Below are 23,560 nucleotides of genomic sequence, written 5' to 3'. Positions count from 1 at the left end.
GCCCACGCCGCTCGGGTTCCCTGGCCGAGCGAAGCGAGGTTAGGGAGGCAGTGGGGTCAGGCCTTGACCGGGTGGAACTTCTGCTGGGCGGCGAGCAAACCTTCAGTCATCAATACTTCGACAGCATCGGCAGCTTCATCCAGGAGGAATGGAAGCTCCTTCTTCTCGGAGGCTCCAAAATCCCTGAGGACGTAATCCGCGGTGTCCATCCTCCCCGGCGGCCTGCCGACGCCCACGCGAACCCGCAAGTAGTCCTTTGTAGCCAATGCCTTGGAAATATCCCGCAGGCCGTTATGCCCACCTTCTCCGCCGCCGATCTTCAACTTGACGGTATTGAACGGAATATCAATTTCGTCGTGGACGGCAATGACGTGATCGGGAGCGATGTCGAAGAACCTGGCCAAGCCGGAAACGGGTCCCCCGGAGACGTTCATATAGCTCATCGGTTTCGCCAGCACCACGCGCGGGCCACCGATCCCGAGCCTGCCCTCGACCACCTGGGCCCGGGCCTTGTGGGCCTTGAAGCTTCCGCCGATGCGTGAGGCAAGTTCGTCCAGGACCATCTGGCCGACATTGTGGCGGTTGTGGCTGTACTCAGCGCCGGGATTGCCAAGGCCTACGATCAGCCAGGTGTCTGTCATGGAGTCATCCTAGGGAATCAAGAGTGTGGAATGAAAAGAAGTGGCCGGGACCCCTCAGGGACCCGGCCACTCGCAAAGGCTCATGCCGCAATTAGTCGGAACGACTAATAAACCGAAAAACTACTCGGCGGCAGGAGCTGCTTCTTCCTCGGCCTCCGAAGTGGCCTCCGAGATGTTGATGATGAGGGTCTCGGGATCGGTGAGCAGTTCCGAACCGCTCGGCAGGACGATGTCCGAAGCGTGGACGTGCTCGCCGGCCTTGCGGCCTTCGATGCTGATCTCGACGAAGGTCGGCAGGTGCGTGGCTTCGGCTTCGAGGGAAACCGTGGTGGCTTCCTGGTTTGCGACTGCGCCAATGGCAGCTTCACCGATAACGTGGACGGCCACGTCAACGGTGACCTTCTCGCCCTTGCGGACGGTCAGGAGGTCGATGTGCTCGATGATCTGCTTGATCGGGTCGCGCTGGATGTCCTTCACGAGGGCCAGGTGCTCTTCGCCGTTGACGTCCAGGGCCAGCAGGGCGTTGGAAACGCGGACGGCCAGGGTGGTGGCGCGGCCGGGCAGGTTGATGTGGATGGGCTCAGCGCCGTGACCGTAGATGACGGCGGGGATCTGGCCGGCTGCGCGGGCGCGGCGGGCGAAACCCTTGCCGAATTCGGTGCGCAGTTCTGCTGCGAGCTTCTGCTCAGACATGTGTACTCCTTGATTACTGTGGCGCCGGCGAATTGCCGGCAAGTCGATCAGCAAGGGCGGAGGTCTGTGGTGACCTTCCACGCCCGACGGAATGCCGGCCGCTGAGCAGCAGGTTCAGTCCGCCTTCGTTGAAGGAGATTCAGACCCAGTCGATAACGGAGACCCGCAATCCGGTTTTAACCCGGATGTGCTCTCCCTCGCCAAGGTATCCCCAAGAGTTTAGCAGCCGCGTCCCACCGAAGGGAAAACGGCCCCGACCCGCGGATTGGCGGGTTAGGCGTTGCCGTCGAAGAGGCTGGTGACGGAACCGTCGTCGAACACTTCACGGATGGCGCGCGCAATCAACGGTGCGATCGACAGGACCGTGAGCTGCGGGAAGCGCTTGTCGGCCGGAATCGGCAGGGTGTTGGTGACGACAACCTCGCGGGCACCGGAATCGGCCAGGCGCTGCGCCGCCGGTTCGGAGAACACGGCGTGGGTGCACGCGATGATGACGTCCTTGGCACCGGCGTTCTTGAGGACCTGGACTGCGCCGGAGATCGTTCCACCGGTGTCGATCATGTCATCGATCAGGACGCAGGTGCGGCCTTCGATCTGCCCGACGACGGTCTTCGAGACAGCCTGGTTCGGCACCGTGAGGTCGCGGCTCTTGTGGACGAACGCCAAAGGCGCACCGCCCAGGCGCTCGGCCCACTGTTCTGCGACGCGCACACGGCCGGTGTCCGGCGAGACAACGGTGATGTTGTCCGCTTCGACCCTGGTGCGGATGTAGTCGGCAAGCAGCGGGATGGCCATGAGGTGGTCCACGGGGCCGTCAAAGAACCCCTGGATCTGGGACGTGTGCAGGTCCACGGACATGATGCGGTCCGCGCCGGCAGTCTTGTAGAGGTCTGCCACCAAGCGGGCGGAGATCGGCTCGCGGCCGCGGCCCTTCTTGTCCTGCCGGGCGTACGGGTAGAACGGCGAAACCACCGTGATCCGCTTCGCCGAAGCGCGCTTCAGGGAATCGATCATGATCAACTGCTCCATGAGCCAGTTGTTCAGCGGAGCCGGGTGCGCCTGGATGACGAAGGCATCGGTGCCACGGACGCTCTCCGCCGAGCGCACGTAGATCTCCCCGTTCGCGAAGTCGTAGGCGTCGATAGGCAGGAGTTCAGTTTCCAACTCCTTGGCGATTTCCTGCGCCAGCTCGGGGTGCGCCCGTCCGGCGGCGAGAACTAGTTTCTTCTCGCCGTGTGCGGTAATTTCGCTCATGCCTGTGTGCCCTCTTCTGTGGTTGCCGGAGTACTTGAGGAATCGGGGGTGGCAGTGGAGCCATGCGCGGCTTGCGCAGCCTGCGCCCGCTGGGCCGAGTTGCTGCCCTGCCGGTTGGCGATGACCCAGCCTTCTGCATTGCGCTGGGGAGCGACACTCAAGGTGAGGGCTCCGGCGGGAACGTCTTTGCGGATGATGGCGCCGGCGCCGCTGTACGCGCCGTCGCCAATCGTGACGGGGGCCACGAAGACGGTGTTGGAACCGGTCCGCACGCCGGAGCCGATCACCGTGCGGTGCTTCTTCTCGCCGTCGTAGTTGGCCGTGATGTTGCCGCAGCCGATGTTGGTGTCCTCGCCGATCTCGGCGTCGCCGGCGTAGCCGAGGTGGGACAGCTTGGAACCGCGGCCGATCGTCACGTTCTTGGTTTCGTAGAAGGCGCCGATCTTGCCGGTCTCCCCGAGGACAGTGCCGGGACGCAGGTAGGTGAACGGGCCTACCGTGGCCTTGGCGCCGATAGTGGATCCGGAGCCGTGGGTGCGGGTCACCTTCGCGCCTTCGCCCACCGAAACATCGGTGAGGGTCGTGTCGGGCCCGACGACGGCGTCGCGCGCCACGGTGGTGGTGCCGTGGAGCTGTGTGTTGGGCAGGAGCCGGACGTCTTCGTCCAAGGTGACCGTGGAATCGATCCACGTGGTGGCCGGGTCAACGACCGTGACACCCGCACGCATCCAGGCCTCGACCGTACGGCGGTTGTGCTCGGCGCCGAGGGCGGCCAGTTGGACGCGGTCGTTAGCGCCTTCCACTTGCCACCGGTCCTTGGTGACGACGGCGGAAACCCGGCCTCCGGCGTCGCGCGCCAGTCCGAGCACGTCAGTGAGGTACTTTTCGCACTGGATGTTGTCAGTGGTCACCTTGTGCAGCTGCGCGCGGAGCACCTTTGCGTCAAAGGCATAGATGCCGGAGTTGACCTCGCGGATGGAGCGCTCAGCGTCACTGGCGTCTTTGTGTTCACGGATGCCAAGCACGGTGCCGTCCTCGGCACGAAGGATACGGCCGTAACCATTGGCGTCGTCGAGGACAGCGGTCAGCACCGTCACGGCGTTGCCCTCGGATTCATGCGTGGCGACAAGCTCGGAGAGAAGGGAACCCGTCAGCAGAGGCACATCGCCATACGTGACCACTACCGTCCCAGTGAGTTCGGCCTTCGCGTCCAAGGCGTCAAGAGCTACTTCCACTGCGCGTCCGGTTCCCGGAACATCGTCCTGGTCCACGATGACGGCGTCGGGATCGATCAGTTCAATGTGCGCTGCGACGAGGTCCCGTTCATGGCGGACCACCAGGGCCAGCTGCTGGGGCTGGATGGAACGCGCCGCGAGGATGGCGTGCGCCACCATGGAGCGTCCGCCGATTTCGTGAAGGATTTTGGGAGTCCGCGACTTCATGCGCGTACCGGCTCCGGCAGCTAGGACAATAACAGCGGCGGGGCCAGTAGTATCGGGGCTCACGAAGTCGCTCTCCTTGCTCGATTACGTCCGGGCGAACCCGGCTGCGGCATCTGCTCTATCCTACTCTTGCCGATTCACAGCTTTCCGCGCAGCCAGTGGACAGCTTCGGGATACGCAGTGCCATCAGAGGCGGTGCCGGCAGACCACCGACAAGTTCCGCCCATAGGATTCGAACCTATACTCCACGGCTCCAAAGGCCGGGGTGCTGCCATTACACCAGAGCGGACCGTGCGCACGAGGCCCTTGCGGACGCGAGGTCCGCGGGGTTCCCGTTTGACCGGGTCGCACACACAAGAATCTAGTTTGCCATGACCATTGCGGTGTTCGCGACTTGGCGCATCCCCGAGTCCTTTCCAGCGGTATTGGCAGGCCCTCCCGAGGCCGCTTCACGCTTGGCATAAGGCATGATGGATGCGTGAGCAACAGCACAGGACTTCCCCGGCAGTCGACGGGTTCCAGGGTGATCAACCACCCACCCGCAGGCCAGGTTGCCCGTGCCAGGATGACGGGCTCCCAGCGGCGCTCCCAGCTCATCGAAATAGGCCGGGGCCTCTTCGCCGTCCGGGGACTAGACGCCACAACCATTGACGAAATCGCAGCCGCCGCAGGCGTGTCCAAACCGGTGATTTACGAGCACTTCGGCTCAAAGGAAGGCCTCTACACGCAGGTTGTGGAGTTCGAATTCCGGATCCTGCTCGACGCCATCAACGAGTCCCTCGCAGCCGAAGCCAAACCACGCGTCCTCGTTGAACAGGCAGCCCTTGCCCTACTTGGCTACATCGAAGAGCGGAGCGACGGCTTCCGGATCCTCATGCGCGACGCTCCGCCCTCCCAGCCCGAAGGCGCCTTCTCCACGCTGCTCTCCCACGTGGCCGATCGCGTGGAAAACCTGCTCGCCGACGAATTCTCGCGGCGAGGATTCAGCGCAGCCGACGGCGCCATGTATGCCCAGATGCTGGTAGGCATGGTGGCCATGACCGGCCAATGGTGGTTGGACCACCGCGAGCCCGACAAACGCGCAGTAGCCGCCCACCTGGTCAACCTGGCATGGAACGGCCTGACAGGCCTGCAAAAGGAACCGGAACTGCGAAGCGAGGGGTAGGGGCTCTGGTTGCTCTGCGGTTGCGTTTAACGGCGCATCCGTGGGCGCGTTTCCGTGGTCACCTTCGCGGCTGCCGTGTTCCCGGTTCGGGATTCGTCCGTGGTCGCCTCCGTAGTAGCGTCCGTAGTTGCCTCCGCGACGCAACGGCCCTTCGCCGTCGCTTAGACACAACGCAAAAGGGCACCTGCGGTCGCTGAGCGACCTCCAGTGCCCGTTGCGTCGCGATGCGCTCCTACCCGAAGGCCCGCAGCGCCGCTCCTGCCAACCTTCCGTTTGGCGCGCCTTGCTTCCGACGCCCGTGCCGCCGTCGACGCGCGAAATCACTATCGACACCGGAATCCGCGCATCGATTTTCTCGATCCGAGTCGCGGGCAAATTTGGGTGTCGAGAATCGCCCCCCCGATTCCCCAGCAACGATTTCCCACCCGCGCCTAGACTTCCGACGCAGGTGCCCCCGTCGACGCGCAAAATCCCTGTCGACACCGGAATCCGCGCATCGATTTTCTCGATCCGAGTCGCGGGCAAATTTGGGTGTCGAGAATCGCCCCCCCGATTCACCAGCAACGATTTCCGACCCGCGCCTAGACTTCCGACCCAGATGTGCCCCTTCGACCCGCAAAATTCCTATCGACACCGGAATCCGCGCATCGAATTCCTCGATCCGAGTCGCGGGCAAATTTGGGTGTCGGTTCGCTCGTTCGCGACGACCTTCAGTCTCCCTTGTGCCTCGAGTTCCACGGCCCCCCTATCCATCCCACCGCTGGCGGACGACGCCGGAAGTCCGCCGCCCCGCGAGGTGACTTTCCTCGCCGGGGGCGGTTCTTCCGAAAGGAGCGCATCGCGGCCCTTCGTGGGCCGGAGGTCGCTCAGCGAGCGAGCGGGCCCTCTTGCGTCGAAGCGGCGTTCCGAGGGCCCCGAAGCGAGCTTGCGAGCTTTGGGAAGGAACCTCCGCGCTAAGCGACGCGGAAGGGCCGGCTCCGGCACCCAAGGTGACCACGCAAAGGATGCCGCCGCCCGTCCCTGCCCGCCTACTCCCCCAGGATCTCCGCGGCCTCAAGCCACTCGAGCTCCAGGCCTTCTTTTTCTTCGAGGAGTTCCTGGAGCTTGGTGTTCAGTTCGCCGAGGGCGTCGAAGTCGCCGGATTGGGACTTCGCCGCCATTTGGACGTGCAGCTTCTCTTCTTGTTGCGCGATCTTGCCGAGCTGCCGGTCGATCCGGTTCAGGTCCTTACGGGCCTCGCGTTTTTCGGCTTCGCTCGGCCCGGAAGCGTCGGTGCCTGACCCGCTTGCCGCCGTCGGCCTGGCGCTCCCGCTCGACGCGCCGCCGGTCACTGCGCCGCTCGCCAGCGCGGCTTCGCGCAATTCCAGGTACTGGTCCACACCGCCGGGAAGTCCGCGCAACTTGCCGTCGCCCAAGAGTGCCATTTGGGAATCCGTGACGCGTTCCAGCAGGTAGCGGTCGTGGCTGACTACGACGAGCGTGCCGGGCCAACCGTCCAGGACGTCCTCGACGGCGGCAAGGGTGTCGGTATCGAGGTCGTTGGTGGGTTCGTCGAGCATCAGGACGTTCGGTTCGCCCACCAGCAGGCGCAAGAGTTGCAGACGGCGCCGTTCGCCACCGGAAAGGTCAGTGACGGGGGTCCACTGCTTTTCCTTCGTGAATCCAAGCTGCTCCACGAGCTGGCCGGCCGTGAATTCCTTGCCTCCAACGCTGAAGGAGCGCTTCTCGCGTTCGATGACCTCGATCACGCGAAGGTCGGACACGTCGTCGAGCTCCTTGACGTCCTGGCTCAACACGGCGGTGACAACAGTCTTGCCGCGCTTGACCTTGCCGGAACTCGGCGTGATCTCGCCGTTGAGGAGCCTCAGGAGCGTGGACTTTCCGGCACCGTTGACGCCCACCAGTCCAAGCCGCTGCCCCGGCGCCAAGCGTAAGGTCACGTCGTCGAAGAGCTTCCGGCCGGCGTCGTCGCCCTTAAAGTCCAGGGAGACGCCTTCAAGGTCCAGCACGTCCTTGCCGAGCCGCGCGGTTGCCATCTTGCTGAGGGCAACCGAGTCGCGCGGATCAGGAACATCGGCGATTAGCTCGTTGGCGGCTTCGATGCGGAACTTCGGCTTCGAGGTGCGCGCAGGGGCTCCCCGGCGCAGCCACGCCAGTTCCTTCTTGACCAGCTGTTGCCGCTTGCTTTCGACGACGGATGCGGTGCGGTCACGCTCGGCGCGGGCCAACACGTAGGCCGCGTAACCGCCGTCGAACGGGTCCACTATGGCGTCGTGCACTTCCCATGTCCGGTTGCAGACTTCGTCCAGGAACCACCGGTCGTGGGTCACCACGAGGAACGCGCCCTGGTTGGCCCGCCAGCGGGTCTTCAAGTGCCGCGAGAGCCAGGCGACGCCTTCGACGTCGAGGTGGTTGGTTGGCTCGTCGAGCATGATCACGTCGTGGTCCTCGATGAGCAGTTTGGCCAAGGCGACCCTGCGCTTTTGTCCGCCGGAGAGCGCGTGCACGTTGGCGTGCCAATCAACGTCGGCCACGAGGCCGCCCATGATCTCCCGGATCTTGGGGTTCGCGGCCCATTCGTGGTCGGCTTGGTCGCCGACGATCGCGACGCCGACCGTGAGGTCGCCGTCGAGCACGTCGGACTGGTCGAGATAGCCGACATTGACGTCGCCGCGTTTGGTGACGCGGCCGGAGTCCGGCGTCGAGCGCAATGCCAGCAAGCGCATCAGCGTCGATTTACCGTCACCGTTGCGCCCGACCATGCCAATCCTGTCGCCGTCCTCCAAACCAAGGGTTACGCCGTCGAGGATGGTGCGGGTTGCGAACGAAACGGTGAGGTTTTCGCCGCCGAGCAGGTGGGCCACTGGGTACTACTTTCTGGTGTGAATAATCAGGAAATCGCTACTGGCGACTTGTCATAGGAGGGTATCGGAGATGATCCGCGCACCGGGAACCGGGCCGTGCACAGCGAGGGCGTTGTGTCCCAGGTGTCGAAGGTCCTCGGCGAGCCCCTCGGCCGCCCGGGGGTTGTGGGCGAGCAAAGCCACCGTGGGGCCGGAACCGGAAACAATCCCGGCGAGGGCTCCGTTCGACTCCCCTATCCCGATGGTGTCACGCAATTGCGGGGCCAGCTCGATCGAAGCGCGCTGGAGGTCGTTGATGAGGACTTTGCTCAGGGCGTCCGGATTCCCGTCGCGCAGCGCCTGCAGGATCTTGGCGTCGACCTCAAGCGGCTCGGGGATCTCGAGTTTCTCAGTGTTCCGAAGCCTGTCCAAGGTGTGGAAGACCTCGGGTGTGGAGAGTCCGTAGTCGGCACAGACCAGGACCCAGTCCATCTGCGCTTTCGCGAGGGCGGGTGAGAGTTCGTCGCCGACGCCAAGCCCGACGGCGGTGCCTCCGAGAAGCGAGAACGGCACGTCCGCACCCAACTCGGCGGCCAGATGGGCCAGTTCTTCGCGTGACAAACCGCTGTTCCAGAGGGCATCGCAGGCCAGGAGCGTCGCCGCGGCGTCGGCCGAGCCACCGCCCATGCCCCCGGCGACGGGGACGCGCTTGGTGATTTCCAAGTGCACGCCCGTGGCGTTCTCCGAGACATCCCTCATGATGGCGGCAGCCTTGTAGGCGAGGTTCCGCTCGTCCAGCGGGATGTCCACATCGTCGAGATCCAACGTGCTCGCGGGAGCGATGCTGACAGTGATCCCGGTCCCCTCCGTGCTCGTGGCGGCTACTTCCTCGTACAGGGAAACCGCGAGATACACGCTGGCCACAGAGTGATAGCCGTCGGGCCGCAAGGGGCCGACGTTGAGGGAAACGTTCACCTTGCCGGGCGCCCGGACGCGTACGGTCCGGGCGACGAAGCGCCCCCGGTTCACACCGCTGATTGCCGGATTCATGCGTCCAGGGGGTGGCGTGCCTCGGCGATCCGGACAAACGCGTTGATATCGAGCACTTCTCCGCGGGCAGTCGGGTCAACTCCGGCAGCGACGATGAAACGTTCGGCCTCCGCGGCGCTCCCGGCCCACGTTGCGAGGGCCGCGCGGAGCGTCTTGCGGCGCTGGGCAAACGCGGCGTCAATGACTGCGAAGACCTGTTCGCGCGTGGCGTGGGTTGCCGGCGGCGCGCCGCGCGTGAAGGACACGAGTCCGGAGTGGATCTTCGGCGCCGGCCAGAAGACATTCATTCCGATCACGCCGGCCTTGCGCATGTGGCCGTACCAAGCGGCCTTGACCGACGGGACTCCGTAGATCTTGGAGCCGGGACCCGCGGCCAACCGGTCCGCCACCTCGTCCTGGACCATGACCAGCCCGTGTTGCAGGCTCGGGAAATGTTGGAGCAGGTGAAGAACCACGGGGACCGCCACGTTGTACGGCAGGTTGGCCACAAGCGCGGTGGGCTGCACAGGAAGCTCAGTGACCTTCATGGCGTCGGAGAGGACGAGGTGGAAATCGTCCACCGACTCCGGGCGCCAAGTACGGACCGTTTCCGGCAACTTGCCGGCCAGTACGGGATCGATTTCGACGGCTACAACGGTTTTGGCGGCGTCGAGCAGGCCGAGCGTCAGCGAACCCAGCCCCGGCCCTACCTCCAGCACGGTTTCCTCGGGATCAATACCGGCGGCAGAGACGATCCTCCGGATCGTGTTCCCGTCGATGACGAAGTTCTGCCCCAGGGTTTTGGTTGGTCGGACACCGATTTCCTCGGCGAGCCGTCGGATGTCCGCAGCTCCCAGAAGGGGCGCGACGGCGGCGTGTTCGGAATTCGGTTCAGTCACCTAGGTATCGTATCGTCTGAGCACTGGCGGGGGCGCCCGCGCGCCCTCTTCACTATGCGAAATGGCCGGGCCCGAAGAATCCGGACCCGGCCAATTTCATTTCCTGCCTAGCTGGAAGCTGCCCATCCGCAGCCCCACGGCGAGAGGCCACGCTGCGCGTAGACGCGGTTGGCGATGTCGATCTGCTGGGCCTTGCTGGCGGCGGCCGCGTTGGGAGCGTAGGCGCCACCGCCGGAACCGATCCAGGTCTGGATGTCGAACTGCAGGCCACCGTAGTAACCGTTGCCGGTGTTGATGGCCCAGTTCCCACCGGACTCACACTGCGCAATCTTGTCCCACATGGCCTCGTTCGGCGCGCCAGTAGGTCCGGAGGCAACAGCCGCGGCAGGCTTGGGGCGCTCCTTGGTGCCGACCGTTACCTTCGCGGGGACCGGCTGGACGGTGACGTCAGAGGAAACCAAAGTCCGGGAAGCCTCACGACCATCCACCAGGACGAGCTTGAACGTCTTGCTGAGCAGCCCGAGGACCCCTTCCTGCGTTACCGTCTTCTGGTCGCTGAACTGGGTGGCGTCTTCCGTGGTGACGGTGTCGAAGGGGACGTTCTCCGTCTCGGTGGCGGTCTTGCTGGTGTCCACCCGGGAAACCTTGATCACCATGTTCTGGACTACCGGAGCCGAGTTGGGTTGCGAAACCCGGTCGTTCGCGCCAAGCGAGACGCCGGCATCGCTGAGGACGGTGCCCACGTCGGGGGCCGTCGTGGTCTTTGAGGAGCTCTGGCCGTCCACGATCAGGCTGATCGTCTTGGGGGTCAGGATCGAAACGTAGGATCCGGAGACGGCGAGTTGCGTATCTTTGGGCTGGGAGACAGCGGATGCGCTCGCGACGCCCAGTTCGGAGACGAGGCCTTCGACGTTGGGAGCCGTGGTGTTGACCGTCCGCTGGGCGCCGTCAAGGCTCACGGTTACGGCCTTGGCCAGGTTGACGTTGATGATGGAACCGTTCTGCACCGAGGCATCCAAAGCCGGGGAAACCCGGTCTTCAGCCTTCAGATCAACCTTGGCAGCCTTGACCACTTGGTCAACGGTATTGCCGAAGGTCTGGACGGAACTCACTTTGCCGTCGACGTTGAGGGTGACTGATTTGTTGTTGCCCGTGAAAGCAACCACTCCCAGTACCAGTGCTGAAAGCACCAGCAACTGTGCACCGACCTTGACGAAACTGAACTTGCCGCCCGTGGTGAAGAACTTGACCATGTTTGCCCGTAACTTTTGGACCATCCGGGCACGGGGAAAAGCGCACAGGGGCCTCCAGCCGCGGTCCGGGATGCGTGCCGAAGCATGCAGGAGGACTGCAGCGGAGTTGTGCGCCGCCACACTCAATTCAACTGAAAACACCAATTGCGAACGGAGTTAGTTGTCCGAAGGCCTTCCCCGACCCCGGCTACTGGTTACCCACTGTAACCGAAGCGTTATAAAGTGACCAAGATATTTACATACCGGGTATGTAAAACGATTTCTGCTCAGTCCCAGGATCCGTATGTCGCCACGGTGTTTTGGGCCAGTTGCGAGCACAGCGCGGAAAGCTCTGTTCCGGTCACTTCAGCCATGGAACGAACGGTGTACGGCACCATGTAGCTCGCGTTCGGCCGGCCCCGGTAGGGGTGGGGTGTGAGGAACGGGGAATCGGTTTCGACGAGCACCAGTTCCGGATCCGCGATGGCCAGCGCGTCCCTCAGATTTGCGGCGTTCTTGAACGTCATGGTGCCTGCAAAGGACATGTACCAGCCGTTCAGGTTACAGATCCGTGCCAGCTCTTCATCGCCCGAGAAGCAATGGAATACCACCCGCTCCGGGGCGCCCTCCTCCCGGAGAACCTGGACGACGTCGTCATGGGCGTCACGGTCGTGGATCTGGAGGGTGAGGTCCAGCCTCTTCGCGATATCGATGTGGCGGCGGAACGAATGGCGCTGGTGCACCAAGCCGTCGCCGTGGGTGCGGTAGAAATCAAGCCCGGTTTCACCGATCGCCCGGACCCTCGGATGGGCCGCCAGTTCTTCGATTTCCGCGAGCGCCGATTCCAGTTCTCCGCGGCCCGCGTACACAGGGGCATCGTTGGGGTGGATCGCGACAGCTCCGAGGAGCCGGCGGTCCGCGTCAAGCGCCTGGACCGTGAACCGCGATGACTCCAGATCGCAACCTACCTGCACCGCGCCCTGGACACCCACTGCTTCGGCCGCGTCCAAAGCATCCGCTACCGCGACTTCGAGCAGGCCGTGCCGGAAGTCGAGGTGCGTGTGGTTGTCCATCACGGGGACCGGCAGCGGCTCGGGAGCAGGCGGGTACTCCTTGCGGGAATCGCCGGTTTCAGGCGCGCGGTAGGAAGCCGGTGGGAGGGAATTGCACATGGATCCACCCTATCTTTCTCTGCTGATCCCTTCCTGACTGCGCACTGATCCCTTCCTGATCCCTCCTGTATCCCTCCCTACGGAACATGCCTCTGTCTGCGGCGGGCCTAGGCTGGGTAGTCTGGTACAAAAGGCGGTATATATCCCGGCCAAGGCACCGCGGCCCGGCTGGGATGCTGTCATGGCTGAGGGGATTGTCCATGGACTCAAAGCGACACGGCACCGTTGACGAACAATTGCTGCGGGACGAGGCCGTGGTTGCCTTGCCGCCTGAGCGCGAGTCCCTCAACGGGTACAAGCCGACCGTCATGGATCCTGAGCAATTCCACGCCGCCAGCGAGAAGATCCTGGCGGCCATCAACAAAGTCATCGACGGCAAAGCCGAGGCCGCCAAACTTGCCCTCACTGTGCTCCTCGCCCAAGGCCACCTGCTGGTGGAGGACGTGCCGGGCGTCGGCAAGACGTTGCTCGCCAAGACCCTCGCCCGCACCATCGATTGCAGGGTCAGCCGCATCCAGTTCACCCCGGACCTGCTTCCTTCGGATGTCACGGGCGTCTCCATCTACAACCAGTCCTCGCGTCAGTTCGAGTTCCGGATGGGTGCAGTGTTCGCCAATATCGTGATCGGAGACGAAATCAATCGCGCCTCCGCCAAGACGCAGTCCGCCCTCCTCGAATGCATGGAGGAACACCAGGTGACGGTGGACGGCCATTCGTACCAACTGGGCGAGCCGTTCATGGTTGTCGCGACGCAGAACCCCATCGAGATGGAAGGCACGTATCCGCTGCCGGAGGCGCAGCGCGACCGCTTCATGGCCCGCATCTCGATGGGCTACCCTGACAAGCTATCGGAGATCGAGATGCTCGAGACGCATCAGGCGGTCTCACCCCTCGCCAATGTCACCCCGGTGGTCACTTCCGCGGACGTCGCCGCGATGATCGCCACGGTGCAGCAGGTCTTCGTCTCCCAATCCGTCAAGGAATATACGGTTGCCTTGGGCCGGGCCACCCGGGACAGCGCCCGCCTGCGTCTCGGCGCCAGCCCGCGCTCCCTGCTGCAACTGCTGCGGGCGGCCAAAGCGACGGCCGCCCTTGACGGAAGGGACTTCGTCCTTCCCGACGACGTCATATCCGTCGCCGAATCCGTCCTGGCACACCGCATCATCCTTGACCGCAAGGCCGCGAGTTCCGGTGACACTCCGCAAAGCATCATCCGGGCGATCCTGTCTTCCCTCCCGGTAAGCCAGGACGCCGGCGCGGAACGCCGCAGTAGCTAGGAGATCGAGGGAGGGGGCAGGCATGGCGCTGATCGATCTACTTCCGAAGCATCTGTTCACCACCCGCGGGTGGGGCTTGCTGGCCAGTGGTGTAGGCTCCTTGCTGCTTGCCCAGATCATGGGCAGGCGCGATCTTTTGGCCCTCGGGATCCTGCTGCTGGTGCTGCCGCTGGTATCGCTTGCCGGCGTCCGCATCCTCAAACCACGCTTCCAGGTGTTCCGCGAATTCCATCCCTCTTCCGTGGAGACCTCCTCCACGGCCACGGTGCGGTTGGCGGTGGCACGGACCGGAGCAGCCGCCGGGCCCGTAATCATGGAGGAACAGTTGCCGCCGCGCTTCGGCGAACCTCCAGCCTTTCGGTTTCCTGCCCGGACCGCTTCCGGTGGCACCAGCCGCTATGAGTACCATTTGCGCTCGGGCAAGCGCGGCCAGTTCAGGATCGGTCCGGTCACGGCCGAGTTCTGCGATCCCTTCGGCTTGTCGCTGCACCGGCACGAGATCGACGACGGCGACATCCTCACCGTGACGCCTGCCGCCGTCGAACTCCCCGCCACCGGACTCGCCGGCGCACGCGGAAACGACGGTGTGACGGCCACCCGGATCCGCGCCAATCCCAGCGACGACGACGTGATGACCCGCGAATACCGGCACGGCGACCCGATGCGACGCGTCCACTGGGCCGCGACAGCGCGGCACGGCGAACTCATGGTGCGGCAGGAGGAATCCGTCACCACGCCCGAGGCGACCATCATCCTGGACCAGCGCTATTCCGCTTTCGTGTCGGGCTCGGCCGCGGTCTTCGGCCCTGCCCACGACGACGCTTTTGAACTGGTGAGCAGCGAGAACTTCGAATGGGTCGTGACGGCAGCGATGTCGATCAGCGCCCACCTCGCCGATCGCAACTATTCGCTGCGTTTCCTCGATGCCGCAGGTCACCCCGCATTTCGCGCATCCCGCTCCGCGCCGTATCCGGAAACCGAGGAATTCAGTGGTTTGGGAGGCCTGCAATCCATCGCCGAAAGCCTCGCCGCCATTCAGCTCAGCGGCCCGCGGCATGTCCATGGCGAGCGCGGCCGCAAAGAGGCCGCCAGCGTAGTCGAGGGTACTGAGGCGCCCTTCGACGACCACCTGATGGACAAACTGGCGGCACACCGCCTGCGTGGTCCCGTTCTCGCGCTGCTCGGCAATATGCCGCTCTCCGAGGCCCGTGCGTTGGCACCGGCCGCCGGCTACGGGGCCAACGCTTTTGCCCTCGTGGTTACCGACCACCCGCACCATGTCCAGCCCGTCATCGAAGCCCTGAAGCTGGGCGGCTGGCGTGCCGTCGCCGTAAGTTCGAGAACGGACCTTCCAGCTGCATGGGCCGGTTTCGATCAAGGAGAGATCCTCGCCGCCGCTGCCGCAGCGATGGACGTCCGCCGTGGCGCGGCGGTGCCACGATGACCACGACCTCCAGGAACGGCACTCCGGGACGGTCCCCGCTCCCGGGGCCGGCAGCGAGCGGTGACGCCTCCTCCAGCGGTGGGGGAAGTGCCGGCGGCCCGGGAACGGCGCCCCGCACCCCGCGAAAGCAAGGACCGGGAGCCTACCCTTGGGCAATGTCCGCGGCCATCGCCGTCGCCGTGCTCGGAGCTTCCCTCTCGCTCAACGGGGTCTTCAGGGGCTGGGTGTGGCTGGTTCCAGCTATCACCACGGTGTTTATCGTCGGATTGACCCTGGCTGTCCTTCGTGCCCTGAGGGTGCACCCGTTGCCCACGACGTTGGGCGGCTTGATCGCCTTGGTGTTCATCCTCGATTTCACGTTCTTCCGGCCGGAAAGCATCGCGGGCTTCATTCCCTCCGGAGCGACCCTTGACGCGCTGGGCCAATTCCTCAAACGCGCCGGCGAGACGGTGGTCTCGGAGACTGCGCCCGTCTCCCCGAACGCCGGAATAGTGTTCGTCGCCTGCGCGGGCCTGGGCCTGGTAACTGTCCTCATCGATGCCCTGGCGGTCCCGCTCGGCATGCCTGCCACGAGTGGCTTGGGCCTGCTGGTGGTCCTCGTTTTCCCGGCGACCATCAAGCCGCAAGGCGGTGGGCTCCTCGGATTCCTCGCCGCCGCCGTCGGCTTCATCCTGATCCTGGGTTGCAGCCAGTGGTTCGCGCCGGACTCGCGGCTGCAGAACGACAACTCCCACGGCACTGGTCAGCTCAAACGGTCGATGCTGATCGGTGGCGTGGCCCTGGTGCTGGGGCTCCTCTTGCCGTTGGCGATCCCGGGCTTCGAGCGAGGGACGTTTCCGGTGGGTTCGCGGCTGAATCCCTGGGGCGTCTCCAACGGCCTGAACCCCATGATCACGCTCGGCAACAGCCTGCGGAATCCCACCGGCGATGGCAGCATCACCTATGCCACGAGTTCCACGGCCCCGGTGTACCTGCGCTCCGTCACCATTGACAAGTTCGACGGCGATACTTGGGCACCGGACGACCGCGAAGCCTCCCGGCGCATAGGACCGGGCCGCATGGCGCCGGACTACCCACTCCCCTCTGAGCTGGTGCGCCAATTGACGGTGATCGACACCGGGCAGTTCACCAGTCCGTACCTGCCGGTCCCGTATGCCCCAACCGCCGTCAACGGCCTGAGCGGACGCTGGTCGTGGGATCCCGAGACGCTTAGCATCCGCGGCGAGGACGGCACCACGAGGAACCAGCAGTACACCGTGTATTCCGCGCTGCCCGCCCTGACGACCGCAACGTTGAGCCAGGACAACGCCAAGCCCACCTCCATCTCGCAGGATTTCATCCAGCTGCCGAGCAATGTTCCGGACATCGTGAAGAACACCGCCAAGACAGTGACGGCCGGCGCCAACGGAAACTATGCCAAGGCGATGGCAATCCAGGACTACCTGCGCTCGTCCCAGTTCAGCTACTCACTGCAGGCTCCCGTCCAGGGCGGTTATGACGGCAACGGCATGTCCGTGCTGGCGGATTTCCTACAGCAGAAGAGCGGCTATTGCGTGCACTTCGCCTCCGCGATGGCCGTCATGGCGCGGCTGGAGGGAATCCCGAGCCGCATCGCCGTCGGCTATGCGCCGGGTCACGCCACAGGAGCAACAGTTGCCGTGGCGGGACAAGAACCCCTGCCGGAGTACCAGGTGGATGCCCGTGACGCCCATGCCTGGCCCGAACTCTATTTCGAGGGAGTCGGTTGGGTCGCCTTCGAACCAACCCCTTCCCGCGGCGTGGTTCCGCCCTATGCTGCCGATCCTGTTGCAGCGGGCGGCCCGAGCACCAACCTGCATGACGAGAACCTGGTCCCGGGCTCCTCGACTCCCGCACCGAGCACGGCTGCTGTGCCTCCGCTTGCCGGTCCGGGGGCTGGATCGGGCACGGGCACCGTCTCCGCAACCGTTCTCTACGTCACCGCAGCCGCGCTTCTTTTGGCAGTGTTGGCGGCCTCTCCGCGGCTGGTCCGCTCCGGCATCCGGGCGCGGCGACTGAGGCCGGGTGGTCCGGTCCTTGCATGGGCTGAGCTCCAGGACCTCGCCACGGATTACGGTGTACCGCCCGTGCCCAGCGAAACCCCGCGGCATTTCGCGGGCCGGTTGAGCAACTCGGCTGTACTCGGAGCGCCGGTGGCGGCAGCGTCGCCGTCGGGAGCCGACGACGACGCCGGGCAGCGCGCGGTCGCCTCACTCACCGGCGACTTCGAACGGCAGCGTTATGGTCCCCCGGCGGGAGTCCCGGCAAATACTGCGGCGGAGCAAACGCACGCGGCCTCAGTCCGGATCGCCGCAGTCCGTGCCGCGTTCCGGCACAATGCCTCGTGGTTCGCGGTCTTCCGTGCTGAGTGGTTCCCGCCGTCCTTGATGTCCAGGTGGTTCCAGCTGCTATGGTCGCCCTTCCGCCGGCTGGGTGGCATTTTCGCGGCGGCAGCACGCCGGGCGGCAACATCCGTCCAGAGACTCTTCGAAGCCATCCGCTGGCGGCGCTGACCCAACTCACTAGCAGTTGTTGTCGTTATGGGCGCCTAAAACGACAGTGAGGGGCCACGCCGCCAGGGTTCCCTGGCCGTGGGGCCCCACCGGCGAGGGCCCCGGCCTGAGCTTGCGAAGGCTGGGAGCCGGTGGGGACTTGCGAGGCGAGGGTGGCGGTGGGGATCAGTTGGGCTTGGAACGGCAAAGGCAGGGCACCGGAACCCGAAGGTTCGGTGCCCTGCCTTTCACTCAACGGCAGTTCCCCGTTGCGAGAGGTCCGCCGAAGTCCTGCTAGTCGGCGTAGGGGTCCGCGATGCCGACGTACTGCGTGGTGAGGTATTCCTCGATGCCTTCGAAACCGCCTTCACGGCCCAGGCCGGACTGCTTTACCCCACCGAAAGGTGCTGCGGCGTTGGAGATGACGCCGGCGTTGAGGCCGAGCATGCCGGTCTCGATCCGTTCGCTGACGCGCAGTCCGCGGTTCAGGTCCCTGGTGTAGACATAGGCAACCAGCCCGTATTCGGTGTTGTTGGCGAGGTTAATGGCCTCATCTTCGCTCTTGAATGTGATGATCGGTGCCACAGGTCCGAAGATTTCTTCCTTCAGGATGCGGGCGTCCGCGGATACGTTCTTGAGCACGGTGGGCTGGTAGAAGTAGCCCGGGCCGTCCACCGGGGCACCGCCGGTGACGGCAACCGCGCCGTTGGCAACGGCGTCGGACACCAGGGCGTGCACGCCGTTGCGGGCCTTGCCATCGATCAGCGGGCCGACCGTGGAGTCCGGCTCGGTGCCGCGCGCGGTGTTCAGTGCCGAGATCTTGGCAGCGAACTTGTCTGCGAAGGCGTCTGCGATGGAGTCGTGCACGATGAAGCGGTTGGCTGCGGTGCAAGCCTCGCCCATGTTGCGCATCTTGGCGGCGACGGCGCCTTCGACGGCTTTGTCCAGGTCGGCGTCTTCGAAGACCACGAACGGTGCGTTGCCGCCGAGTTCCATGGAGCTGCGCAGGACCTTGTCCGCGGCTTCGCGCATGAGGGCCTGCCCGACGGCGGTGGAGCCCGTGAAGGAGATCTTGCGCAGCCGGTCGTCCTTGATGAGGGGCCCGGTGACGGCTCCGGCCGTGGAGGTCTGGATGACGTTGAGCACGCCCGCGGGCAGGCCGGCTTCCTGCATGACCTGGGCGAAGAGCAAGCTGGTCAGCGGGGTCAGGTTGGCGGGCTTGAGCACCATGGTGCAGCCGGCGGCAACCGCGGGGGCAATCTTGCGGGTAGCCATGGCCAGCGGGAAGTTCCACGGGGTGATCAGAAGGCACGGACCAACCGGCTTCTTCTGGACCAGGATGCGGTTCTTGCCGTCCGGGGCTGCGGAGTAGCGGCCGCTGACGCGGACGGCTTCCTCGGAGAACCAACGCAGGAACTCGGCGCCGTAGGCTACTTCGCCGCGGGCTTCGGCCAGGGGCTTGCCCATTTCCAAGGTCATGAGCAGCGCGAAGTCTTCGGCGCGTGCCGTGACGAGTTCGAACGCGCGGCGCAGGATTTCGCCACGCTCGCGCGGAGCGGTACGGGCCCAGGAGGCCTGGGCGGCGGCAGCAGCGTCCAGTGCCGCGGCGCCGTCCTCTGCTCCGGCGTCGGCGATACTCATTAGCACCTTGCCCGTGGCGGGGTCCTCGACGTCGAAGGTCTTGCCGGATGCCGCAGGCAGCCACTGGCCGTTGATGAGCAGCCCCGTGGGAACGGAGGCGAGAAGTTCGCTTTCGCGATCGGCGGTAACAGTCACAGTGACTCCTTCGTCAGTCGGTGCACGTTGTAGAGATGCACCAACACTTGATTTTTGTGGAATTACTGTCACGGTACTGCCCGCCGCGAAGCAGTGTCTACGCCTTCACGCACTGCCGCGGGAGCAAGAGTTTGTGCAGTTGCACAGCCCCCGGGTTGGGCCTGAAGCTACCACGATGCGAGCACGGCCCTACCGCGCCGCGAGCACGGCAGAGTACAGTTCGCGCTTGCTGATGCGGGCGTCTTCGGCCACTGCGGCCACCGCTTCCTTGAGCCTGACGCCCTTGGCGATGAGTTCATTGACAGCGGCAACGTGGTCTTCGGGCTTGCCCGGCGCCTGCTCGGGGGCGCCCGCCACGACGACGGCAATCTCGCCGCGGACCTCGTTGTTTTCAGCCCACTCGAGCAGTTCCCGGACGGTTCCCCGGATGACTTCCTCGTAGGTCTTCGTCAATTCGCGGCAAACGGCGATGCGGCGGTCCGGGCCGAACCGCTCGTGCAAGGCACGGAGCATTGGCTCAAGCCTGTGCGGGGCCTCGAAGAACACCATCGTCCGGCGTTCATTGGCAAGATCCGCAAGCCGGGAGCTGCGTTCTCCGGCCTTGCGGGGCAGGAATCCTTCGAAGCAGAACCGGTCCGTGGGCAGCCCGGATAGCGCCAAGGCAGTCAACACGGCGGACGGGCCGGGGAAGGCGGTGACGAAGAGCCCTGCTGCCACGGCTCCCTCCACGAGGCGGAAGCCGGGGTCGGACACTGCGGGCATGCCGGCGTCGCTCACCATGATGATGGTCTTGCCGGCCCGGACGTGATCCAGCAGTTCCTCGGTCTTGGCGGCTTCGTTGTGCTCGTGGTAGCTGATGACCCGGCCCGACACGGTGATGCCGAGCGACTGGACCAGCCGATGCAGGCGCCGGGTGTCCTCCGCGGCAACAATGTCGGCTGTCTGCAACAACTCGATGAGCCGGCTGGAGGCATCGCCTACGTTCCCGATGGGAGTGGCAGCCAGCACTATCCGGCCTACGCCATCGGGCAGGGCAGGAAGCGCCTGCGCCTCAAGGGCCTCCGCCGAGTCAGTAACGGTGGTTTCATCCGGGGAGCTCAGCTGTTCAGTCACCCAACAAGCCTAATGCCCCCGCTAGGGCTTTCAGGGAGCTCCCGGAGGCAAAAGGTAGCATGGGCTGAGTGACCGATACCTCCGTGCGCCCCGCCCCGCAAACCTGGCTGATACGGCCCCGGGAGGCTTTCACGGCCGAGGCCCTGCGGACGCGGCTCATTGGCAGCATCCAAAGCTGGCGGGATTATCCGCCGTCCTTGAGGCTGTGGTTCTGGCTGATCCCCACCGTCACGGCGGTGATCGGCGGGATCCTGCGTTTTGTCCGCCTCGATGACCCTCATAGCCTCGTCTTCGACGAGACCTATTACGTCAAGGATGCCTACTCGTTCCTGGTCAGCGGATACGAGCGGGCCTGGCCGGACAAGGCCAACGATGCCTTCAATGCAGGCAACCCCAACGTCCTGCTCAACTCTCCCGAGTACGTGGTGCATCCCCCGGTCGGGAAATGGATGATCGCCTTCGGGATGTGGCTCTTCGGTTCGGACAACTCCTTCGGCTGGAGGTTTTCCGCGGCCCTGACGGGCACTCTTTCCATCTTCCTGATCGCCTTGATCGCCCTGAAGCTGTTCCGTTCCCACATCCTGGGCGCGGCCGCGGGTCTGTTGCTCGCCGTCGACGGCCACCACTTGGTCCTGTCGCGGACCTCCCTGCTGGACATCTTCCTGATGTTTTGGCTGCTCGCAGCCTTTGGTGCCCTGCTGATGGACCGCGACGACGGACGGCGCCGTCTGGCGGCACGGCTTGCCGCCCTGGCTGGCGCCTCCAAGGACGGCCGACCGACGGCGTTGCACCTCGCCTCAGGGCCGTGGCTCGGATTCCGGTGGTGGCGGCTGGCGGCCGGTGTCTGCCTTGGCTTGGCGGTTGGAACCAAGTGGTCGGCACTGTTCTTCGTGGCAGGTTTCGGCCTTATGACGGTGTTCTGGGACATGAGCGCGAGGCGCATTGCGGGCATCCGGAGTTGGCCCAGCGCCGCGGTCATCAAGGACGGCATTCCGGCGTTCTTCACCATGATCCCTGTGGCAAGTGCCGTGTATCTGTCCACGTGGACGGGCTGGTTCCTTTCCAAAGACGCCTATTACCGGCATTGGGCCGATACGAATCCCTCTGCCGCGTGGGGATGGATTCCCGGGCCGTTGCGCTCCCTGGCGTACTACCACGTGCAGGCCTACAACTTCCATCAGGGCCTCAGCTCTCCGCACCCGTATTCGGCGAGTCCGTGGACCTGGCTCATCATGGGGCGGCCCACGTCGTTCTACTATGAGTCCCCCAAGCAGGGAACTTCCGGCTGCGATCTGCCCAACTGCACTTCGGCGATCCTGTCGGTCGGCAACCCGGTGGTCTGGTGGGGTGCCACGATTGCGCTCTTCGTGGTGCTGTTCTGGTGGGCAGGACGGCGCGACTGGCGGGCAGGAGCAATCTTGGCCGGGGTCGCCGCCGGGTATTTGCCGTGGTTCATGTATCCGGAACGCACCATGTTCTACTTCTATGCGCTTTCCTTCGAGCCCTTCCTGATCTTGGCTCTCGTCTATGGATTGGGACTAGTGCTCGGTAGGAGCGACGCTCCGCCGTGGCGCCGCCGCTCCGGCCTGTACCTGGTCGGCCTTGTGGTGGTCCTTGCCGTCCTGCTGTCGGCGTTCTTCTATCCGGTGTGGACAGCGGAAGTGATCAGCTACCAGGACTGGCGCATGCGCATGTGGATGCCGTCCTGGATCTAAGGCGCCTGCCCGGAAGGTCGGGACAGCACCCACACAAAAAGCGACCCACCTCGGAATTGGAAATTCCCAGGCGGGCCGCTTTTTCCGTTGTAGGCGAAGCGTTACTTCTCGGGCGCACCGGCCTCCGCGCGGGCCTCTGCGTCTGCATCCTCAGCCTTCGCGGCGCCTTCCGCTGCGGCCTCGTTCTTCGGAGAAAGTCCGCGACGACGGCGGGTAGGCCAGGTGAAGATGAGCGTCAGCAGGGCAGTGATGAAGACCAGGGCACCGATCGCAATCCCGGAGTCCATCCAGTACTGTCCCGGGAACAATCGGATCAACGTGTCGTCGAGCGCGAATGTCCAGGTGCCGTTGGCGAAGAAGATGTGGTGAAAGTCCGTGAAGAACTGCTGCCAGCCCAGTGCGGCAAGCGTGCCCAGTCCCAGGATGAGCACCAAGGTGACGATCGAACCGGCAAACAGGCCGCGGCGGATCCCGCCCGTGCTTCGCTTGCGCAGATAGATCATTGCGATGATGCCGATGATGATCATGAGGGCCCCGGCACCGAACGCGGAGAGCATCACGGTCTTGACGTCGGCCATGTGCGAAACTTCGCCCTCCTTGAACAGCTTCTCGCCGTTCTGGTTGACAAGGTCCCCCAAGTAGCGTGGCCCGGACCAGTTGCTGAGATAGTCCAGGGCATAGGAACCATAGGTCATCCGGTCGTCGGCGTTGAAACCATAGCCGTCGCCGGGGAATCCCGGCCGGTAATACTCGACCCACAAAAACAGCGGACTAGCCACGGCGCGGATTGCCAGCACCAGGAGGACCACCGGGTAGAAAACGGCCAGCAGGACTTGGAAAATACGCGGCGCCACAGGCTTGGCGTTGGCGGCCTGCTCCCGCTCATGGTTTCGACGTTCCACCTCGGCCTCCGGCGGGCGGACCTGAAGGGCCGACGTCGGCAGAGGTTCCGCGAAGAGGGCCGGTTCCGGCCCGGCCTCCGCTGCTTCAGCGGCTTTGCGGTCTGCCCGGCTCTCCGGCTGTTGTCCTCCCGCAGGCTGTCCATCCACGGGCCGTGCGGCCCCGCCTGCAACTGCCCCTGAGGCGGACCCGGCTCCCGGCCTGCCCTCTTGGGGCATCCGCTTCGCCGAAGTGTCCTGGTCTCCGTCAGCAGCCCGTGCCGGGCGTGCGTCAGCAGCCCGTGCCGGGCGAGCGTCAGCGGCCGTGGACTTGGGAGCAGGCTTCATCCATTCGAAGGCCGGCTCATCGCCGTCGTCGTGGATATCCGCGTCCGGGTCTTTGGGGATGGGGCTCTTCTCGGTCACTTGGATTTCACTTCCGTAGGATTCACATGCCGGAGCAGGAACGGTCCGCTG

Annotated in this window: 17 protein-coding genes and 1 tRNA gene; 5 read left to right on the top strand and 13 right to left on the bottom strand. The window is 64.8% G+C overall.

Annotated features, from left to right (window positions below; translation table 11 throughout):
* Positions 1-56 precede the first annotated feature (56 nt).
* The 5 genes from pth to ACFVTG_RS08890 all read right to left on the bottom strand — a co-directional run bounded on the left by pth (position 57) and on the right by ACFVTG_RS08890 (position 4,319).
* A complete protein-coding gene (gene pth, locus ACFVTG_RS08910; protein WP_284752519.1) occupies positions 57-641 on the bottom strand; it encodes an aminoacyl-tRNA hydrolase in 585 nt (194 codons plus the stop codon).
* A 120-nt stretch (positions 642-761) separates the two neighbouring features.
* Positions 762-1,334, bottom strand: a complete 573-nt coding sequence (locus tag ACFVTG_RS08905) for a 50S ribosomal protein L25/general stress protein Ctc (protein ID WP_284752518.1) — start codon at positions 1,332-1,334, stop codon at positions 762-764.
* A gap of 273 nt (positions 1,335-1,607) precedes the next feature.
* Positions 1,608-2,588, bottom strand: a complete 981-nt coding sequence (locus tag ACFVTG_RS08900; protein ID WP_028266439.1) for a ribose-phosphate diphosphokinase — start codon at positions 2,586-2,588, stop codon at positions 1,608-1,610.
* On the bottom strand, positions 2,585-4,093 hold the full coding sequence (gene glmU, locus ACFVTG_RS08895) for a bifunctional UDP-N-acetylglucosamine diphosphorylase/glucosamine-1-phosphate N-acetyltransferase GlmU (protein WP_390279652.1): 1,509 nt from the start codon (positions 4,091-4,093) through the stop codon (positions 2,585-2,587). Before glmU ends, ACFVTG_RS08900 begins: the two co-directional genes overlap by 4 nt.
* A 154-nt stretch (positions 4,094-4,247) precedes the next feature.
* Positions 4,248-4,319: transfer RNA gene (locus ACFVTG_RS08890), tRNA-Gln, on the bottom strand.
* 276 nt (positions 4,320-4,595) lie between these two features.
* Here ACFVTG_RS08890 and ACFVTG_RS08885 point away from each other — a divergent pair.
* Complete coding sequence (locus ACFVTG_RS08885) at positions 4,596-5,195, top strand: TetR/AcrR family transcriptional regulator (protein ID WP_284752574.1); 600 nt, start codon at positions 4,596-4,598, stop codon at positions 5,193-5,195.
* A 1,028-nt stretch (positions 5,196-6,223) separates the two neighbouring features.
* On the opposite strand, the gene ACFVTG_RS08880 is transcribed toward ACFVTG_RS08885, so the two are convergent.
* The 5 genes from ACFVTG_RS08880 to ACFVTG_RS08860 form a co-directional block, all read right to left on the bottom strand.
* Entirely contained in the window at positions 6,224-8,059 is a 1,836-nt protein-coding gene (locus tag ACFVTG_RS08880) for an ABC-F family ATP-binding cassette domain-containing protein (protein ID WP_284752516.1), read from the bottom strand.
* A gap of 51 nt (positions 8,060-8,110) precedes the next feature.
* Positions 8,111-9,088, bottom strand: coding sequence for a 4-(cytidine 5'-diphospho)-2-C-methyl-D-erythritol kinase (locus ACFVTG_RS08875; RefSeq protein WP_284752515.1), 978 nt, complete (start codon positions 9,086-9,088; stop codon positions 8,111-8,113).
* Positions 9,085-9,966 (bottom strand): 16S rRNA (adenine(1518)-N(6)/adenine(1519)-N(6))-dimethyltransferase RsmA, encoded by an 882-nt coding sequence (gene rsmA / locus ACFVTG_RS08870; RefSeq protein WP_284752514.1) that lies wholly within the window; start codon positions 9,964-9,966, stop codon positions 9,085-9,087. Before rsmA ends, ACFVTG_RS08875 begins: the two co-directional genes overlap by 4 nt.
* 107 nt (positions 9,967-10,073) lie before the next feature.
* Positions 10,074-11,219 carry a resuscitation-promoting factor gene (locus ACFVTG_RS08865; protein WP_284752513.1) on the bottom strand — a complete coding sequence of 382 codons (1,146 nt, stop codon included), beginning with the start codon at positions 11,217-11,219 and terminating at the stop codon, positions 10,074-10,076.
* Positions 11,220-11,485: 266 nt separating this feature from the next.
* Entirely contained in the window at positions 11,486-12,370 is an 885-nt protein-coding gene (locus tag ACFVTG_RS08860; RefSeq protein WP_390279649.1) for a TatD family hydrolase, read from the bottom strand.
* A 200-nt stretch (positions 12,371-12,570) separates the two neighbouring features.
* On the opposite strand from ACFVTG_RS08860, the gene ACFVTG_RS08855 reads away from it, so the two are divergent.
* From ACFVTG_RS08855 to ACFVTG_RS08845, 3 genes are all read left to right on the top strand, one after another.
* Complete coding sequence (locus tag ACFVTG_RS08855; protein WP_390279647.1) at positions 12,571-13,647, top strand: AAA family ATPase; 1,077 nt, start codon at positions 12,571-12,573, stop codon at positions 13,645-13,647.
* A gap of 22 nt (positions 13,648-13,669) precedes the next feature.
* Complete coding sequence (locus ACFVTG_RS08850) at positions 13,670-15,091, top strand: DUF58 domain-containing protein (protein WP_284752510.1); 1,422 nt, start codon at positions 13,670-13,672, stop codon at positions 15,089-15,091.
* Positions 15,092-15,246: 155 nt separating this feature from the next.
* On the top strand, positions 15,247-17,622 hold the full coding sequence (locus ACFVTG_RS08845) for a transglutaminaseTgpA domain-containing protein (protein WP_390279645.1): 2,376 nt from the start codon (positions 15,247-15,249) through the stop codon (positions 17,620-17,622).
* Between the two features lie 273 nt (positions 17,623-17,895).
* Here the strand turns inward: ACFVTG_RS08845 and ACFVTG_RS08840 are convergent, their stop codons facing one another.
* Positions 17,896-19,377 carry an NAD-dependent succinate-semialdehyde dehydrogenase gene (locus ACFVTG_RS08840; RefSeq protein ID WP_284752508.1) on the bottom strand — a complete coding sequence of 494 codons (1,482 nt, stop codon included), beginning with the start codon at positions 19,375-19,377 and terminating at the stop codon, positions 17,896-17,898.
* A gap of 189 nt (positions 19,378-19,566) precedes the next feature.
* Positions 19,567-20,409: a 16S rRNA (cytidine(1402)-2'-O)-methyltransferase gene (rsmI, locus tag ACFVTG_RS08835; protein WP_284752573.1), complete on the bottom strand. Its 843-nt coding sequence runs from the start codon at positions 20,407-20,409 to the stop codon at positions 19,567-19,569.
* A gap of 149 nt (positions 20,410-20,558) precedes the next feature.
* Between rsmI and ACFVTG_RS08830 the strand changes: the two genes are divergently transcribed.
* Positions 20,559-22,205, top strand: a complete 1,647-nt coding sequence (locus ACFVTG_RS08830; RefSeq protein ID WP_390279643.1) for a dolichyl-phosphate-mannose--protein mannosyltransferase — start codon at positions 20,559-20,561, stop codon at positions 22,203-22,205.
* Positions 22,206-22,306: 101 nt separating this feature from the next.
* Here ACFVTG_RS08830 and ACFVTG_RS08825 read toward each other — a convergent pair whose 3' ends face one another.
* A complete protein-coding gene (locus ACFVTG_RS08825; protein WP_390279641.1) occupies positions 22,307-23,509 on the bottom strand; it encodes a TIGR01906 family membrane protein in 1,203 nt (400 codons plus the stop codon).
* Between the last annotated feature and the right edge of the window lie 51 nt (positions 23,510-23,560).

It is taken from the genome of Arthrobacter sp. NPDC058127 (assembly GCF_042884555.1).
Lineage (GTDB): Bacteria > Actinomycetota > Actinomycetes > Actinomycetales > Micrococcaceae > Arthrobacter.
This window is presented reverse-complemented; position numbering and strand designations above follow the sequence as displayed.